Source organism: Carboxylicivirga marina (genome assembly GCF_016612505.1).
GTDB classification, from domain to species: Bacteria; Bacteroidota; Bacteroidia; order Bacteroidales; family Marinilabiliaceae; genus Carboxylicivirga; species Carboxylicivirga marina.
This window is the reverse complement of the sequence record NZ_JAENRR010000083.1, coordinates 1-18,102: the sequence shown is the minus strand read 5'-3', so window position 1 is coordinate 18,102 and position 18,102 is coordinate 1. Positions and strand designations below refer to the sequence as shown.

Sequence of the window (18,102 nt, the reverse complement as noted above, 5' to 3'; positions counted from 1 at the left end):
TCTAAGCGTTACATAGCAACTCCAGAGGAGTTGAACCTATATGACGATGGCTGACAATAAAAAATGAAATTGTTTTAGAATCACTAATACTATTTTTACTTTAAGCTATCCTCAAATCCTCTATTATTATCAATAGCATTGTCGCAACAGGTTCTATGATTAATCAGCATCTTTCACCTCAACAGTCAGCTCCGCGTTTCCAAGCCTTAATTCATCCTGGCTCATCCGCTTTAGTAAGATATTTTTGCCCAGCACATCATCCTCAATTATGTTTCTGCTAATTTCGACATTCTTACAAGCATCCAATAAAAAAGTATGCTTTTGAAAATGCCATGGCTGATAATTGTAAGTGCGTGAAATCGTATTATTCTTAAAGCTCAATCCATCAACAGACAAGGCATATAAAACCAGGTAATCAGATGGGTTGAAATGGTTATGCTCTATTGTAATATTCTGATGAAATGGCTGTTCAGAATCTGGTTCAGGAACCTCGGGATAAATACTAATAATGGCATTGCAGAACTGATAATGCGATGAATTGCATGGCCACCTGAATTCATTATTTCGAATCGTTACATCCCTAACTGCTCCGCTCTCGTACCAGTAATTGGCATCACCAGCAATTAAGATGGCCGAACCACTGGTTTCAAACACATTGTTTTCAATAACAACTTCGCCAGGTGTTGATATCAGGTAACCTCTGGCTCTGCAACTTCCCGCAAAACAATTGGTAATTTTCACATTGGGTATCCACGACAAGTTTTCAATTGAATAGTTTGCATCCAGCTTTGAAGGAACCTCCTCTTTAAACTTCAAGACAAAAACATCTTTACTTTCAGGTTCAAAGCTGGAAATAGTTCCTAAACCAATCGATTTCATAGATTTTTTATGGATAAAACTCAGCGAATCACCTGGCTGAGCCCATATTAAACCTGTACTCATGCCGTGTGCAAATCGACATCTGACGGTAGTAGCATCTATCTTCTCCACTACCGGCACACAGGTTCCATGTATATTAATTGGGTCATCCATCAGACCTTGAGCTTTGCAACTATCTATCACAATGCCGCCTTTACAGCCCATAAAATGAAGTCCATCATCATGACCACTTAAAAAACGATTTTTAGCAGGATTAGGAATCATATGCACCTGCCTCATCTCAATATTCTCACAGTATTGAGATAAGATTCCCAAGCCAGAAGTGTGATAGACGTTAATATTTTCCAATAACAAATCTTTACTATGAAATAAAAATATGCCAGCATGATCGCGCGTACTATGGCGCATAATCAAACGATTGCCGACAGTAGGTGTTTTGGTAAATTGCCCTTCAATCTTTAATAAACCATCATCAACCAGTGTATATTTCAGTTCCTTGTCACCTTTGTATTTTACACTACCATGGCCACCAGTATAAGCCGGTATAATATGGTTTTGATCAATTTCAATTAACCATGAGCCTTGCGACAATTGCCAATTCTCTTTCCAGTCTTCACCAACAAAGTCAATACCTTGTTGAGAGCTAAGCTCAAAAGGAAATTGCTTCGTGTCTATTTTTAATAAAAGATGAGATGATGAAGCCTCCATCACTTCCGACTCGGCTGTTAATGGAATATCCCAATCAATATTGATGTTTTTAAGTGTGATATTGCTTGAGTGATCGAGAGTGAATGGTTGTATGTGGCCATGATAGATAAATTCAGAACCTTGTCCGTCAATGGTAATATTTGATTTTTTATCCAACAGAATGCCCAGACGCTTCGGATTTACATCGTAGGTATTGGTTTCAAAATAAGGTCGCAAGTAATTGGAATCGGGGTAAAAATCATATCGCCCTTTGGGGAAAACAATAGTAGTGGGTTGCTCATCCAGATTTTCAATCAACTGATTGATTTGAGCAACAATGCATTCTTGAGTATCGGCTTTAATGCCATACTCCTCAACATTTATGACGATCCCATTTTTATTTGTACAAGCCTGAAAACCTGTAGCAAGCACTAGAAATATTAGAACTATATATTTTTGATAGAGTTTCATAAGCTAAAGCTTTTGGCTAGTTTTTAAGAATGGCGGATGACCATTATAATCATCCGCACATTATCCTATCTATTAATGAACATTTAACTGCTTATCTGAATCGGCTTCTTTTAAGTTGCGAACACCAGTTGTTCCACCTCCTTTAAGTGTTAATTCTACAGGTTTATTAGTCTTCCATTTACCACGTGTAAAATCAGGAACAGCAATTGGCTTTGAGCCATTTAATATTGACCATTCACTTAATGGTGTAATACACGACCAAGATGCTGCATCATACACATCCATATCCATTGGCAGGCCATTACGCAGACAGTCAATCAAACGCCAGTCCATCATAAAGTCCATTCCGCCATGACCACCTACCTGTTTGGCCATTTCACCTATACGACGCACGATTTCCGGCGTATACTTCTCTTGTAATTCTTTCATTTTTGCATCATCCGCCTTAGAGTGTCCAAAGGCAATGTGTTGTAAAGGCCACTTCTGAGCAAAACACTTCGTTCCACTTAACATGTGGATACGTGAGTATGGACGCGGCGAGCTAATATCGTGCTGAATCATCATAGTACGACCTTTAACGGTACGAATCATCTGCATATCCATATTACCACGCATCTCTTTACCGATGAACTGCTGCAAGTCCGGACGATCAGGCGCCAGCTCTTTGATGCGGTGTTTTAGAGTAAAATCATCTGACATCATGGCGGTCAGATAATCCATGCGGTCGCCACGGTTAATATCCATGGCCTGACAGATAGGACCTAAGCCATGCGTTGGGTATACATTGGCCTTACGTGTGTTCTCATGCAAACGCCAAAGCTTGTCGTAAGCACCATCTCCGCGTGGTTTATCGTCTTGTGGCTTGTTGAAATGCCAGTAATCCAAATCATGGATATAAGCACCTTCACCATGCACTAAATCACCAAATGCCCCCTGACGAGCCATATTTAAGGTTAACAACTCGAAGAAATCGTAACAGCAGTTCTCCAGAATCACGCAGTGCTTCTTCGTCTGTTCTGATACTTCCACCATTTCCCAGCATTCATCCATGGTTTTGGCTGTTGATACTTCAACGGCGGCATGGCTACCACCACGCATAGCTGCTATAGCCACTGGCACGTGCCATTCCCATGGCGTTGCGATATACACCAAATCAACCAGTCCGCTATCGCATAAAGCTTTAAAAGCGGTATCGCTTCCTGTGAACTCTTTGGCTTTTGGCAAACCTGCCTTGGCCAGCGAAGCCTGGGCACCATCAAGCGCAGCCTGGCGCGTATCACAAATAGCGGTGACTTCAACACCCTCGATAAAACCCATGCGGTCTACCGCACCGATACCTCTGTCGCCGATTCCCACAAAACCGACACGTACTTTATCCAGCTTTGGGGCTGCATAACCACACATGTTGAATTCCATCTTTGGCACGCACTCCGCATTTTCGCGGATATAAGCCACTGCTTCTTTTTCTTTTGAGCGGGTGTTACACCCGGCCACTGGAGCGGCAGCTGCTACACCTGCTCCCAATGCCATATTTTTTAAAAATGATCGTCTGTTTGTTGACATGATATTTTGATTTATAGTTTTGATAGACTAATTCTGTTTTTCCGGAAATTCAAAATCATAAGACTTCCCGGCCTCGGTATTTATTTTAATGGTTTCTGATTTAAATTTCAGGATGCATGGTCCTCCCTTCTTTGAATAGAGCTGACCTTTTACCGATTGCTCATCATTCCATTGCATATCAATTTCAAAAGCACCTCGCGCCAACAGCCCATTTACTTTACCATTTTTCCATGCGCTGGGCAGTGCTGGTAATAAATGAATAAAACCGGCATGACTTTGCAATAACATCTCAGCAATACCAGCCATACCCCCAAGATTACCATCAATCTGAAATGGGGGATGCAAATCAAATAAATTGGTGGAAGTACCATGTTTTAACAAGTTCTGAACCAACTTATAAGCATGATCTCCATCGAGCAAGCGGGCCCAAAAGTTAATCTTCCACCCCATACTCCAACCAGTTGCACCATCACCTCGTGCCAAAAGACTGGTGTGAGCTGCCTGTGCTAAGCCGGGAGTAGTAATAGGAGATATTTGACGTCCCGGATACAGACCAAACAGATGATTCACATGACGGTGTTGATCGTTTTCATTATCCCTATCCTCAAACCACTCTTGCAACTGCCCCCAGTGGCCTATCTTGGGCGAACAAATGCTATCTCTTATGCCGGCCCATTTCTTTCTGTCTTGCAGATCTACATCAAGTATTGTAGCAGCTTCGACGACATTATTTAATAAATCCCAAGCCATAGCATGATCGGTAGTTGTGCCAATTGAAACACTTCCATGCTCAGGCGACCAGGAAGGGAAAGAGACATAAATAGAGTCCCCAAGCTTATATAAGTAATCTTCAACAAATTCAGCTTGTGATTTCAAAATCGGATAAGCTGTCTTCTCTAAATATTGATTATCTCTCGTAAAATCATAATGCTCCCACACATGCTGGCATAACCATGCTCCACTCAAGGGAAAATACTGCCAGAATAAAACTCCATAATTATCGGGTGCTGTGAATCCCCAGGCATTAGAATGCATATTCGTCGTCCATCCACGAGCATTATGATAACTTTTTGCGGTTATAGCTCCAGGTTCTCTTAAGTTATCTATATAATCTATCAGTGGTAAATTACATTCACTTAAGTTACTATTACCTGCTCCCCAATAATTCATCTGTAAATTTATATTAATGTGATAGTCCGATAACCAGGGTGGATAAAGTTCATTGTTCCATACCCCTTGAAGATTAGCTGGTAAATTGCCTTTTCGTGAAGATGAAATTAACAAATAACGTCCGAATTGATAATATAATACTTCCAGACCATTATCTGTTGGATCCTTTTTGTAGACTCTTATTCGCTCATCGGTAGGTATATTTGTTAACAACGATGAGTTATTAATCTCTAATTGCACCCTATCGAATAGCCCCTTGTAATCAGCAACATGGGTTTCCTTTAAAGTTTTGTAAGAAAGTCGTTTTGCCTTTTTAATGGTATGCAAGGTATTCTTTAATGCATCTTCACCCCGGTAACTCGGATAATTCATTTGATAATCAGTATCCGCGGTTAACAAAAAAGTCACCGTACTCGCATGGCTCACTATGATTTGATCCCCCTCAATATTAACTTGCCCATCTTTAGCAGTTACGTGCACCCTTGCAGCAATGCCCAGATCATTATCTTTCACTCGCCCGCTTAAAACAATCCCATTTTTGGTGTTCTTTATGATATGATTGTGCGGACTTTTAATCGTAAAGGCCAGGTTTTGTGCTTTAGGCTTGTTACATTCAAAACGCATCACCATCACGTTGTGCGGATAGGAGCAAAAGTAACGGCGTTTATAAACGGTATCACTTTTGGCAAAAGAAATGGTTACAAGTGAGGAATCCAGTGATAAAGCTCTTTGGTAGTTCTTAATTCCACTGGCACTAATACCTGTCTTAATTTGCACTTCGCCAAAAGTCTGGTACTTGCCAAAGCGAATGTCATTTCCTTTCCATATTCCTTTTAAGGTATTCTTTGCTAACTGTTCAGCATCACCAATTCTACCTTCCAGTACCAACTCTCTAATACGTGGTAATTGTTGATAAGCATCTTCCACATTTGGATTATTGTAACCTTTTGTTCCCGGACCACCTGTCCACAAGGTTTTCTCATTAAATTGGATGCGCTCCTCGGTAATATGTCCATATACCATTCCCCCGATATGACCATTACCAATGGGTAAGGCATATTTATCCCAAGCTCTATCAGGATTAGCATGTGGCCCATAATTGGGTTTGCTTACTTTCAACCACGATTCCTTACCACTGTTGCTTGCAGGCTCATCAAACCAAACTGTAAGTCCCTGTGAATATTTGGCATGTTGATCTGAAGAATTTACAGCTTCTATAGTATCAGATCCACAATTAGTAAAAGACAATAAAGCCCCATAAGCATGTACTGAAATACAAAAAATAATTATCTGTACTAAAAGTCTTACTTTCATTTTCTTAATAATTTAATCTTTTTAAGCAACGGCAACTACTTAATATTATGCCAGGCAGAAACATTTAAGAACTCACTAATTGGTTTCATACTATAATGCACCTGCCTCAAATTTATAGTCAAAATAAATTTCACTATCGCATTGGATAAAATTAAATTCACCTCAATAATTTTATACTATTTATTAAAACTCAACCACTTTATTATTTAATTCATTGCCTTCCATTTTCATATTGGAACATCCTTTAAGTCTGATGATATCTTGCACCTTGAGTTCACCGGCCGAAACGATCTTATTGTTAACAAAATCAATATTCCCAGTGCTTTTTGCAGCTAATACAACAGCGTTCTTTAAGATAAATTGATTATCGCTTATCCGGATGTTGCTATGTACAGGATATTCATCAACCATCTCCGAATTTTCAGGATGGATATTAATGACCGGTTGTTCGCACTCAATAAATTTGTTAGTACGAATCGTTACATCCTTAACGTAACCGGATTCATACCAGCTATTGGCATCATCGGCAATTAAAATTCCACTCATTTGGGTTTTAAAAAGCTCATTGTTTTCAATTACCACCTTTCCTCGTGTGGTAACCAAGATACCACGTGTTGGTATATGAATTATTTTATTATTACGAATAAGAACATTGGCAGTGCAGGTAATATTTTCAATCACGTCTTTGGGCTGTATATCATTCGGGATATCCCGGTGAAGCGTTAATTCAATTTCCTTCTCATTCAGTGTATTTGCGCTGACCACCTTATTTTGAGCATAAGGCAGTAGTGTTTTAGCACTTATGAACTCAATACTATCTCCTGCAAAGAACGCTTCAAAGCCATAGGATTGCTTATGCATGAAACGAACCTTTATTCTTCGACTCGACACAACATCAACGATACGTAGGTGAGTACCATGGATATTAATTGCATCGTCATTGGCGGCCGACAAATAGCAATTCATTATTTCCAGGTTTCCTTTGCATCCTGAAAAATGAAGGATATCAGCCCAGGCAGCACAGGTTCTTCCGGAATTTTCTTTAGGACGGACCGATACGCCATCCATGGTCACATTTTCACAGTATTGACTCACCACGCCCATGCCGTGCATGAAATGGATATTGACGTTTTTCAACGTGATGTCTTTACTCTTCTGGATAAATATCCCGGCATAATCCCTGAATGTGTTACGGTTTTGATAAATTAATCCTTTTTTTAATCCCGGGTTTTTATCATAGTGTATACGTATCTGATTGGCTTGTAAGGCTGAAAAACGTATGTTCTTTAAGGAAAGCCACTTCCTGCTCACCTTACTCGCTTCCGGATTAAATTCCTGCCACAAAGGTTTTACCTGATGCTTCCATCCTTCTCCAATCCACACCAGCATACTATCTGCTATTTGGTATTTTGAGTCCTTGTGAATCTGAACATCGGCATAACGCTCATTCACAGTAATCACTTCGATTTCTGAAACGGTTGGCCGTTTATAATTAAAGCCTATGCCTTCGATACTAACATGCTTACAATTGTTTAAACTGGTTTCAATGGTTTTACCTCTAAAAATAATCTCTGCATCATTACCGTTTACTTTAACATTTTCAGCATCTAAAAAATAAAAGGCCACAGCTTTCAATGAATCGGGAGCATCATTGGTATTCGAAATATGAAACTTACTTCTATAAGCTTTTTCAGGGTAAAAATCATATTGCCCCTTTGCAAAATTAATTTCAATGGGCTGCTCTGCGGTACCCTGCCCGATAAAAAACAAGGATTCTCTAAATGCCCCCGGTGCCAATATTTCAATTTTATTTCCTTTGCTAAGGCGTAATTGATTGACACGCCGAAAGGTCTTCCAGGGAGCATCTTTTTGGGTGCCACTATTAGCATCATTACCTTTTACGGGATCGATATAATAGCTGACTTCTTCTTTTGAAGCAGTGCGTTCATCTGCATTAGGATAAACAACACCTATACATGAAGTACTTATGCCTGTATTATTACAAGCAATCATTAACAGGCTGAAGAAAAAATAAATTACTCTTTTCATAAATAATTCGCTATAGTGTTTTCTAAAAAATGGTCTTCTGTTTGTTAACATGATTTCTTAATTTAAGTCTTATTTAGTCAGGAAAATTACTCTGTGCCTTTGTGTCTCTGTGTTTATTCTATTATGCGCCATAAAAGACATTCATTTTACTTCAATTGACTAAAATCAATTTTTGGCTGCATGCCCTTATCCTCTCGTTCAAAATACTGGTCATAAGCCACACGCTCACTGAAGAAGCCACAGTTTTTCATAAAGAATTTGCCATCATGAATACCTCCTGCATAATCCAGGCGCGAATCTTTGCGAGCCGTTGCATCGGCTGTAAATTTGGCTTTTGTCAGTTCATCCCACTTTCCTTCAGTATTACGAACCCATTGGTTGGTATAGTATGCCATTCGGCTGGTATTACCCATTTGGGTATAAAAGTCTTCTAAAAACGAGTGCGGACGTTTGATATAAGTGGTCGTCTGTGGGCGTCGGAAACTGGCGATGAGTTGCCATTCATTGACTTCAGGGTCCATAAACCAGGCTGTATAATCGGTACTGCTATTCTCTGAAGGGTGGGCCTTAAGCAAGAAGCCATAGGTTGTACCTGCCTTCCAGTTGTATTTCAAATAACTCTGGCCCCCGGAACCTTCATTTCCGAATTTACCTGTGTAAACATCTTTGCCTTTCTTTAGCATTTTGATTCGCTGTTCTTCAGGAATCTCATTTGGATTATCCGTATGATATGGGCTCCAAACCGAAAATAACATACGACGCTCTGTGGGTGAGTTGACCTGGATACCAAAATAACCTTCTGCAAAGCCATTCGTCATGAAATAAGAACCTAACACGTCCTCACCTTCAGGAACCGTAATTTCATTATAGAAGTACACGATATCACCGGCCTCCTTAGGCACCTGATAAGTTAAATGAACAGAAGGTCCACGTCTGCCCCAGTATAATTCATCTTTCACATAATAGACGGAATCCACGCATGCATCACCTCCCAACAACAGGTCTTTAAACAAACCAAATGACTCATCCGCCTTCTTTATTCCATGCAGTTCAACACAATGATATCCTGGCTTTTTAATCTTATAAATCCCTGCATTAATGTCTTGCCAAGTTGTATCGCTTATTGAAACACCGTGGTTTTTTCCTTCAAAAGAAACTTTAATTGTCGAACTTCCGGCAGAAGCTTTAGCCCTTAGTCCGAGTTGTAAAGTACCTGTTTTTTCTGTTCGAAAATATATCCGTACTATTTGTTTGTGCTTTGTTAGATTCAGTGCGCCCTCTTTATTAAAATGCGCCTTTTTTTTAGGTTTATCCTCTTCATCCATCCAGGCATTACCTCCTATCTGCACAAAAGTACAGTTCCGGATAATGCATTCACCTTGCCAGGAGCTACCATAATCGGAGCGAAGGTTGACAAGTACACAACTATAAATGATGGAATTATCGATTAGTAACTTCCCGGTACCATTAGCAGCAATACCGCTGTGTCCCGGTTTTGAATTACGGATGGTGGCATTGGCCACTCCTTTATGCGCATCGAATCGAGACAAAACACAATTGTCGTATAGCAGGTTTTTGCAGTAATTGGAACCCATTATTCCCCAGAATTTTCCGTCATTAATATCATTCGTTTGACGACAGTTCACAAATGAAACATTCAGCGCCCTGCTAAGGATGATATCGTAATCAGTCTGTATAATTGCCGTACGTTCATCTCTACCAATATAATAAGTAGCATCTTGATTTGCTTTTACAGGTAATCCGTGTTTATTATCGAAGGCATGCGTTGCCCCTATGGCATTTATATCATTGGTTATTCCATCGCCCACCGCTCCATAGTCGCTATAGCTGATATAACCTTTGGCTAACAGTTTATAGGCACTTATTAGAGGTATGTTTACTACTAATTCTCCATATTTATTGATGCTCAATTTTGTTTTCTTCTTCTGGGAGCTGAATATTACTTTTTCGTATGATTCCTCTGTTTGTCCTCTTAGCATCAATACATTACCAAACCGAAGAAGTATTAAAAGCAGTTTTTTAGTTATGCTCATGGTATAATTGTGTTAAAGTAGCTCCTAAAAACTTATCATATAAAATACTTCAGTGAGGTTTTATAGTCGGTGTAGTGAATATACTTTTGATTCTCTATCCATAGCACAATTTCCTTGTCCTTCTTTTCTAATCCTCTTGGAATATAAGGACGTACATTATCATAGCTTACATTTTAAGTTACTGCTTCGGTTTCCCATGTTTTACCACCACCTTTGGTTTCCATACGTTCAATTTCGAATATCCCGTTAATTTGTCGCGACACATATATCACCTTAGAATTATCAGGATGCACTGTCATATTACCAAAATAGTTAGGTTCGGGCTCTCGCTTACCTCAGGGGTTTGTGGAAACCAGCTACCCGATTTACAAATTTCGTAGTTATGCCATTTCTCATCATCATAGCGGACATACCAGTAGCGGTGGTCATTTTCTTCAGGTTTGATTTGACGATTACAATGTAAATGAATAATACGAAACTTGAGCTACACTAATGAACTCATAAAGGTCACAATGTAGCTCAAGCATTAGATATTAATAGCCCAAAACTTGAAATCCATAAATCCTCTTAAACCTTGGGACTTGAAAGCTTGTAATATTGATCTGCATTAGAGTTTTTTATGTATTCTGAATGCATTGTTTGGATAACATCACATTACTTCAATCCAATAACGTCCAATTCACCTAAATGTGTGAATACCTGTGGTCCGGAAACTGCAATATACTTCACATATCTCACATCCTGTATCGTAATTGGCAGTAGTACACCATTATTGTCAGGAATCTGTTTGTCATATGCTGCGACGAGTGTAAACACCTCATTATCTGCACTCACCCAAACTTCATGCGAGTCAGATCCATTGTTTTCAGTTTGCCTCTTAAATAACGTAACGCCTACTACAGTTTTTAATTCTCCCATGTCGATTGTAAAATAGTGAGGATGGTCAGGAACTTCACCGCCAGGAACTTGTGACGCATTCCATGGGGTGTGCCAAAATGTGCCCAAATTACCATCAATAACATTTGTAACCGGAGAATCACCTACAAAAGGTGACGCGTCAACGATGGCCCATCCCGATTTATCTAACACATATTTATTGGAAAGAGTAGTATTTATTGTCCACTTTTGAGTTGCACCATTGGCTGCAGTCACTAAATATTCGCGCTCAACAGAATAATCGCCTGGTTTTCCAAGGACAGGAGCATCTCCAATTGGTTTAATTTTAGCAGCTGTAGAAATATCAGCATACCCCCAAATCATAGTTAGTTCAATGTTTTCTGCAACTTCAGAAGGAATTGAGGAAGGTGCTGACAGTACTACATTGATAGTCCCATTTTCTGTATCCATAGAATAATCCTCATAGTTCATTTTTTCAACTTTAACCTGATCTCTGACTTCAATAACAGTATTACCATCCTTGATCGTATCGCTTTCGATCCAGCGATATTCAAAATCAAAACTAATAATCTCAGTATCTCCAAATGCAGGCAAATCTTCTAAATCGTGCTTTAAGCATGATGTAAACAATAGCCCTACAAAAACGATATTCAATAGCAATATTTTCTTCATTTTTCTCATTTTAAAAATTAACCATATTACCAACCCGGATTTTGTTCCAGGTTAGGATTCGCCTGTCTTTCTCCATGAGGAATAGGATAATAGTATCTTCTATTAACAAATGCTGGATCCTGACCTCCATTATCTTTTGTTTCGATTATAGAATACGATTGACCATCTTCAGAAATTTCTATTCCATGAAGAACTTGGTTCAATTCACTTACCACCTCTTTGTTTTCAAATTTTCCCCAGCGCAACAAGGACCAAAATCGATCGCTACCTTCTGAAAACATCTCAACTCTGCGTTCTCTTTTGTAGGCATCCCATAAATCCGTTCCACTGGCTGTAATATCTGAAACAAACTTACCATGAGATTTGAATGTTTTAGACATATATTCTCTGGCTGTAGCTTCATCTCCAAGAACAAGAGCTGCTTCTGCATAGTTTAGATATGCTTCACCAAGTCTAAGAATCTGATAGCAATAGCTTGTGTTATCACTGTAAAAAATACGTAAATCCTCATATACACCTTTACGAGTAATATATCCCGTTGGCGTACCATGACCATTTTTTGTGTTAGACTGTGCAATATTCCCTAATTCCCTAGTAAATATCAAATTACCACAATATATCGTTGAATCATGCCCCAAAGATGCATAAAACCTTGCATCACGGTTAATGTACATTTTTTCATAAACATTAAGACCATTGGTGAAATAGTCCGTTTCATTCCATTTTTTTGCAACACCATCCACATCTTCCACTAAATAATCATCAACCAAATCTTGTGTAGGGCTTAGGTTTGGCCAAGCCTCCATATTACCATTTGAGAGTGGATGACGAGGTTCTTTTGTCCCATTATTACTATCAAGAATCTTACTATGCTCATTCACGTTAGGTACTAAACTTATCATAGGAGTATTAACAATCCTTGTATTATCCTCACTTTTATCAAGAATTAAAATACTCTCACTATTGTTAACGGCTGTTGAATATTGATTAAACAAGTTCGAATAATCATCAACCAGGCTATATTTGCCAAGAGCAAATAGTTTATCTCCTTCGGCTATAACGGTATTACAATATGAATCATCGTTAAGATATGCTGCAGCTCGTAATGCAACTCTCATTGACATAGCATATGCTGCACCTTTGCTTGCTCGTCCGCGTTGAGCCGCTTCTGGTAAAAGTGTTGATGCATCAGACAAGTCATTAAGAATAAAATCGTAGCACTGCTTTTCAGTAGCACGAGGTAATTGAAAGTCTTCTTCATCCGCTGAATAAACTTTATCAACCAGCATCACCCCGCCAAATTTCTGTACTTGTTCAAAATACACTAGTGCTCTTAGAAATTTTGCTTCACCTAATAATTGATCTTTCTTATTTTTAGAAAAATCAGATTCAGAAATTTTTTCTATTGCTAAATTACACATACGAATGGCTCCATACCTGTTCCATCCAGCATCATAGTTGCGATCATAGTTATTGGCTTTAATATTGTTAGTACCAGCCCAAGGTAATACCACATAATTATCGCTTAATTGTTCGTAATGATTGGACCATGCGTACCTAGGTACAGTATTGGCATAAACATCATAGATAAATGCTTCAGCCATTACGACATCAGACCATACATCCTTTTCCGAATATTTATCCAAAGGTTTTAAATCCAGAATATCGTCATTACACGATACGGATAAAAACAAAACTGCTATTAATATTAAATATATTTTATTCATAATACTTAAATTTTAGAATGCTACTTTCAAACCTAATGAGTATGTTCTGTTTACAGGATACCCAAAATTACTTTCATGAGCTGTTTCAGGATCAACGAAATCAGATGCCTTACTAGATGTCAATAGATTATAGCCAGAAACAAATACAGAACAAGAATTTAACCAATCTGCTGATTTCAACACTTCTTTCTTAAGATCGTAAGAAATCGATAAACTCTTAAGTCTTACATATTGAGCATCTAACAAATAATGGGTTGATGTCTGGCTGTTATTACTATTATTCATTCCATCAAGTGTTGGCCTTGGAAATAACGCTCCTGTGTTGTCGGGCGTCCAGAAATCTTTCTGATGATCATACCTAAACTGGTCATTTCTTGCATGCCAGCCCAGAAGCATATTTCTTTTTCCTGATCCCTGGATAAGAGCACTTAATGATAAGCCTTTATACGAGGCATTCAAGAAAACACCATACGTAAGCTGAGGAGTTTTTGCAGAGCCTATGTAACTAATGTCCTCATCATCTATTTTTCCATCACCATTTAAATCTTGATACATCAGATCTCCAGGGCGTAAAGCATTGGCTGAAAGCCTTCTCTGGTTATTAAGAATATCCATATTCGTTTGATATAAACCATTACTTGTATAACCTCTTCCCCATGCATCATTTACACGTTGAGTACTTCTGGTATTTGGATTCATTAGAGCGGTTTCGCTTTCGTTCGCCTTTTCCCACATTGTTCTGAAAGACGATACATTACCACCTATTTCATATTTAAAATCTCCATAGCTGTTCTTATAAGCTGCTGAAATTTCGATTCCATCCTTTCTAGAGGCTGCATCAGAATTTATTTTAGGCAAACTTTTACCCAGAGGCGTAACGTATTGTTCTTTAGGATCCTGAACATATCCTGTTTTTCTGTAATAAAAGTACGCAAATGTCCCGCTCAGCTTATTATTCATCGTAGCATAATCAAACCCTATATCATGCGATTCCTGCTCAAACCATGAATATGCATTTCCTGTAAGCTCTCCTTCTCTGTATCCATTTACAAGTTTTCCATCAATCATATAGCGTGAACCAATTAAGCTATATGTTGGCAAATAAGCAAATTCAGCTACTGCATCCGAACCAACGATACCATAGGAATACCTTAATTTGAAAAGATCAAGGATGTGTTTGTCTTTTAAGCTTTGCATAAAACTTTCGTCAGATATGATCCATCCGGCGGATCCTGAAGGGAAGAATCCCCAACGATGACCATCGTCAAACTTATAGCTGCCATCGTACCGACCTGAAAACTCAACGATATATTTTCCTTTATAGTCATATTTTACTCTTCCGACATACCCCATTCTGGAACTTTCAGAACCTCCTCCTGAGTTATCCTTTGTGTCACTATCACCTGCAAAAAGCTGATCTACTACAACTGACATATAATTACGTCGTGAAGCCCAAAACTGATAGCCACTAGCTTCACTTTGACTATAAACTCCGGTAAATTCTACATTATGGTCTCCAAAGGAACGTATATAGTTTATATGTCCCTCCATATCAACAGTAGAATGCTGATGTGTATTTTGATGTAAAGAAGGGGATGTTTTAGCCATCAGGTTTCCGTTCGCATCAAATTGATCAGCCAGAACAGTGAAGGTCTTAGTATTGTTGTTTAGTTTACTATAATTTCCAAGTGCGGTAAAACTCAATCCCTTCACATTCGGAACTTCCCATACAAATCTTAAGTTACCGTTCATAAAGTGTTGATCATTTCTATTGTATCCCGGTGATAGTATTTCAGCTAATGGGTGGTCACTTGTCGCAGCCAGTGTTCCATCAGGATTGTAAATATTCTCTAGAGGAGTATGGCCCGACATATGACTCCATACGGTATAAGCACTGTAAGGCATACCGTCTTTCTTTGTTAAGTATCCATCTAAACCAGCTGCAACTGTTAGACCAACTTTTTCAAAGGAAGATGAAACATTTAATCGATAATTATATCGATCAAATGTGGTAGCATCGTTTTTATATGTACTCCCTTGAGAAAAAGCCCCAAGTCCCATATAGAATTTTGATATTTCATTACCACCGGAAAGAGATAGGTTATGTGTTTGCTGAGGAGCAAATTCACGTACAACTTCATTATACCAATCATTATCCGGATACACATCTGGATCTGAACCTGTTCTGATTTTCTCCATAACATCAGGGGTATATCTTTCAGGTCTGCCCATCGATTTATCAAGACCATTCATCATTTGGGCATAGGTATAGGCATCGGGACGTTCCGGTTTAACGGTTGATTGAGACCAGCCAAAATTATTATTGTAAGAAACCTTGAAATCCCCGCTTTCTCCACTTTTAGTCGTCACAAGAATAATACCATTTGCACCTTTAACACCATAAACCGCAGTTGCCCCTGCATCTTTTAATACTGTAATAGATGCGATATCATCCGGATTTAGTGCCTGAAACACATTTACACCCTGTTGTATCCCATCAATTACATAGGTAGGCTGTCCGCCTCCTCGAATGGAAATACTAGGAACAGAACCAGGTTCGCCACCTGAAGCATTCACAAAAAGTCCAGTTGCACGGCCGGCAAGCCCGTCAACAATCGTAGTTACCGGAATATTTTCGATATCTTCTGTTGCGATTGTTGATACCGAAGAAACAACTTTTCTCTTTACTGAAGATCCGTAACCTACAACAACCACTTCATCCAGGCCGGTTGTTTCTTCAACCATGGTGATGTTAATGTTTGCTCTGCCAGCTACCTGCACCTCCTGAGATTCAAAGCCGATAAACGAAAATACTAAAGTTGTTCCCTCTTCAATATTTGGCAATTTGTATGAACCATCAATGCTGGTAATGGTACCTGTAGCTGTTCCTTTAATTACGATGGAAACACCGGGTAAAGGTTCACCAACGTGATCGGTAACAGTTCCTGCTACTGTGATATTTTCCTGCTGATTAGCTGAAGCAGTAGATTCAATAACTTTACGTATCACTATATTGTTTTCAACAACTGTAAAGCGATACTCTTTTTCATCCAATAGCTTATTTAACACTTCTGTTATAGCTTCATCTGTCACATCGATTGAGTAGGTCTTCAATAAATCAATTTGATCGTCTTCAAATAAAAAGCCATAGTCAGAAGACGCTTCAATTTGCTCAAATATTTCAAGCAAAGTGGCATTTTTTGCTATTACGCTGACTTTATTGTTCTGACTTAGACCAGTTGCCGATAATGACAAGCTGCAGGCCAGAAGAATAACGAATGAAATTTTCATAACCCTGAATAGTTTCTGGCAATTGAATTTTAATTGCCACGGAATAACTCGTTTTTTTTTCATAAATTTACAATTCTTACATTAATTTTATGAAACTGTTGACGCAGTTTCGTTTACATGTTAAGACCGGATTGTTACGGGAATAACAATCCGGTTTTTTTTATTTAATTAGCACAATTTTATTTCCTTTTGAATTATTTATTATTTCATATTTCACAGATGTTGAATAACTTAACAAACGCATTAATTCTTCAAGTGTGATTGACCGGTCTATTGTTCCTGAAAAATTGTAATTCCCGGCATCCATATTCTCAAAGTGCACTTCAACCCCGTACCACTGCTCAATTTCATCAGCTATTTCGAACAATTTTATTTTTCTAAAAATAAACTTCCCTGTCATCCATGTTGATGAAGGTTCTGACTGCTCATGAGATATAATACGAACACCTTCCTGGTCCAAAATAAATTGTTCTCCCGGCTCCAAAGAATGAATTTCTTTGCTGACTGACACCACATCAATATTCCCTTCAAACAAAGTAGCTACTACCTGATTATCATCAGCCTTTACACTAAAAGCGGTTCCCCGATCCACAATATCAACACCCCCGGCTTTTACCACAAATTTCCTGTATTCATTGTGAATAACATCAAAATAGGCCTGTCCCTTTAAACCCAATACAACTTCATCGGATTCTTCGGACAGTATTCTGATTTGCGAGTTAGCATTTAAAGTCACCTTCGTTCCATCAGCTAATTCAAATTGATTGATACTTTTGGGTGAGGTTGTGATAGTAACAATGCGGTTTGATTCAAGGGTATTTATATTTATCAGGACATTCAACAAATAGCTACCGGCAAGGGTAAGCATGACTATCGCTGCAATGGCTGCAATTTTTGTCCAAATCCCTGTTGATTGTTTATTTTCAATCTTCTCCCAAATAGCATTTAACCTTCTCTTTTTATCTAATGGAAATGATTTTCTATTGCTTACCCGATGAATGGCTAACATATTTTTAAGCTCAATAAAAGCCTTTTCTTCTTTAGCATCTGCATTTAAATGCCTGTAAAAAAGGAGTCGTTCCTTTTCACTCGCACGACCTAATAAAATTTTAGCTTTTAAATCTTCCATTATTAACAACTTTACACACTATATGCCTACAGAGTCCAATACCCTAAAGAATAATTAACTTTTTTTCACTAGCCTCCGAAAGTTTTAATAAAACGTACAAAAACATAGTAGAAGCCCAATGTTTAGCCTGAATTATTCATAAAAAAGGGATAAGTGTTCCTTGAATCTTCTGAAATATCAGTATTTTCAAGGTGTCCAA

At 38.5% G+C, this 18,102-nt stretch carries 10 protein-coding genes; all 10 read right to left on the bottom strand.

Features of this window, described 5'->3' with window-relative positions:
* Positions 1-159: 159 nt before the first annotated feature.
* The 10 genes from JIV24_RS20175 to JIV24_RS20135 all read right to left on the bottom strand — a co-directional run bounded on the left by JIV24_RS20175 (position 160) and on the right by JIV24_RS20135 (position 17,903).
* Positions 160-2,037 (bottom strand): right-handed parallel beta-helix repeat-containing protein, encoded by a 1,878-nt coding sequence (locus JIV24_RS20175; protein WP_200466889.1) that lies wholly within the window; start codon positions 2,035-2,037, stop codon positions 160-162.
* A gap of 72 nt (positions 2,038-2,109) precedes the next feature.
* Positions 2,110-3,600, bottom strand: a complete 1,491-nt coding sequence (locus JIV24_RS20170) for a Gfo/Idh/MocA family protein (RefSeq protein WP_200466888.1) — start codon at positions 3,598-3,600, stop codon at positions 2,110-2,112.
* Positions 3,601-3,627: 27 nt separating this feature from the next.
* Positions 3,628-6,084 (bottom strand): glycoside hydrolase family 95 protein, encoded by a 2,457-nt coding sequence (locus JIV24_RS20165; RefSeq protein WP_200466887.1) that lies wholly within the window; start codon positions 6,082-6,084, stop codon positions 3,628-3,630.
* A gap of 183 nt (positions 6,085-6,267) precedes the next feature.
* Positions 6,268-8,133 (bottom strand): right-handed parallel beta-helix repeat-containing protein, encoded by a 1,866-nt coding sequence (locus JIV24_RS20160; RefSeq protein WP_200466886.1) that lies wholly within the window; start codon positions 8,131-8,133, stop codon positions 6,268-6,270.
* Positions 8,134-8,279: 146 nt separating this feature from the next.
* On the bottom strand, positions 8,280-10,187 hold the full coding sequence (locus JIV24_RS20155) for a DUF3472 domain-containing protein (protein WP_200466885.1): 1,908 nt from the start codon (positions 10,185-10,187) through the stop codon (positions 8,280-8,282).
* A gap of 173 nt (positions 10,188-10,360) precedes the next feature.
* Positions 10,361-10,486, bottom strand: a complete 126-nt coding sequence (locus tag JIV24_RS22695) for a hypothetical protein (RefSeq protein ID WP_262896419.1) — start codon at positions 10,484-10,486, stop codon at positions 10,361-10,363.
* Positions 10,487-10,841: 355 nt separating this feature from the next.
* Positions 10,842-11,756, bottom strand: a complete 915-nt coding sequence (locus JIV24_RS20150) for a discoidin domain-containing protein (protein WP_200466884.1) — start codon at positions 11,754-11,756, stop codon at positions 10,842-10,844.
* A gap of 26 nt (positions 11,757-11,782) precedes the next feature.
* The gene (locus JIV24_RS20145; RefSeq protein ID WP_200466883.1) at positions 11,783-13,483 is read right to left on the bottom strand and encodes a RagB/SusD family nutrient uptake outer membrane protein; all 1,701 of its coding nucleotides are present in this window, start codon (positions 13,481-13,483) and stop codon (positions 11,783-11,785) included.
* 12 nt (positions 13,484-13,495) lie between these two features.
* On the bottom strand, positions 13,496-16,774 hold the full coding sequence (locus JIV24_RS20140; protein WP_234445903.1) for a TonB-dependent receptor: 3,279 nt from the start codon (positions 16,772-16,774) through the stop codon (positions 13,496-13,498).
* Positions 16,775-16,934: 160 nt separating this feature from the next.
* Complete coding sequence (locus JIV24_RS20135; RefSeq protein ID WP_200466881.1) at positions 16,935-17,903, bottom strand: FecR family protein; 969 nt, start codon at positions 17,901-17,903, stop codon at positions 16,935-16,937.
* Between the last annotated feature and the right edge of the window lie 199 nt (positions 17,904-18,102).

Bases quoted from the DNA above. Each gene is read 5' to 3' on its own strand.
- JIV24_RS20175 (WP_200466889.1), bottom strand. From the start codon at position 2,037: ATGAAACTCTATCAAAAATATATAGTTCTAATATTTCTAGTGCTTGCT.
- JIV24_RS20170 (WP_200466888.1), bottom strand. From the start codon at position 3,600: ATGTCAACAAACAGACGATCATTTTTAAAAAATATGGCATTGGGAGCA.
- JIV24_RS20165 (WP_200466887.1), bottom strand. From the start codon at position 6,084: ATGAAAGTAAGACTTTTAGTACAGATAATTATTTTTTGTATTTCAGTA.
- JIV24_RS20160 (WP_200466886.1), bottom strand. From the start codon at position 8,133: ATGAAAAGAGTAATTTATTTTTTCTTCAGCCTGTTAATGATTGCTTGT.
- JIV24_RS20155 (WP_200466885.1), bottom strand. From the start codon at position 10,187: ATGAGCATAACTAAAAAACTGCTTTTAATACTTCTTCGGTTTGGTAAT.
- JIV24_RS22695 (WP_262896419.1), bottom strand. From the start codon at position 10,486: ATGACAGTGCATCCTGATAATTCTAAGGTGATATATGTGTCGCGACAA.
- JIV24_RS20150 (WP_200466884.1), bottom strand. From the start codon at position 11,756: ATGAAGAAAATATTGCTATTGAATATCGTTTTTGTAGGGCTATTGTTT.
- JIV24_RS20145 (WP_200466883.1), bottom strand. From the start codon at position 13,483: ATGAATAAAATATATTTAATATTAATAGCAGTTTTGTTTTTATCCGTA.
- JIV24_RS20140 (WP_234445903.1), bottom strand. From the start codon at position 16,774: ATGAAAATTTCATTCGTTATTCTTCTGGCCTGCAGCTTGTCATTATCG.
- JIV24_RS20135 (WP_200466881.1), bottom strand. From the start codon at position 17,903: ATGGAAGATTTAAAAGCTAAAATTTTATTAGGTCGTGCGAGTGAAAAG.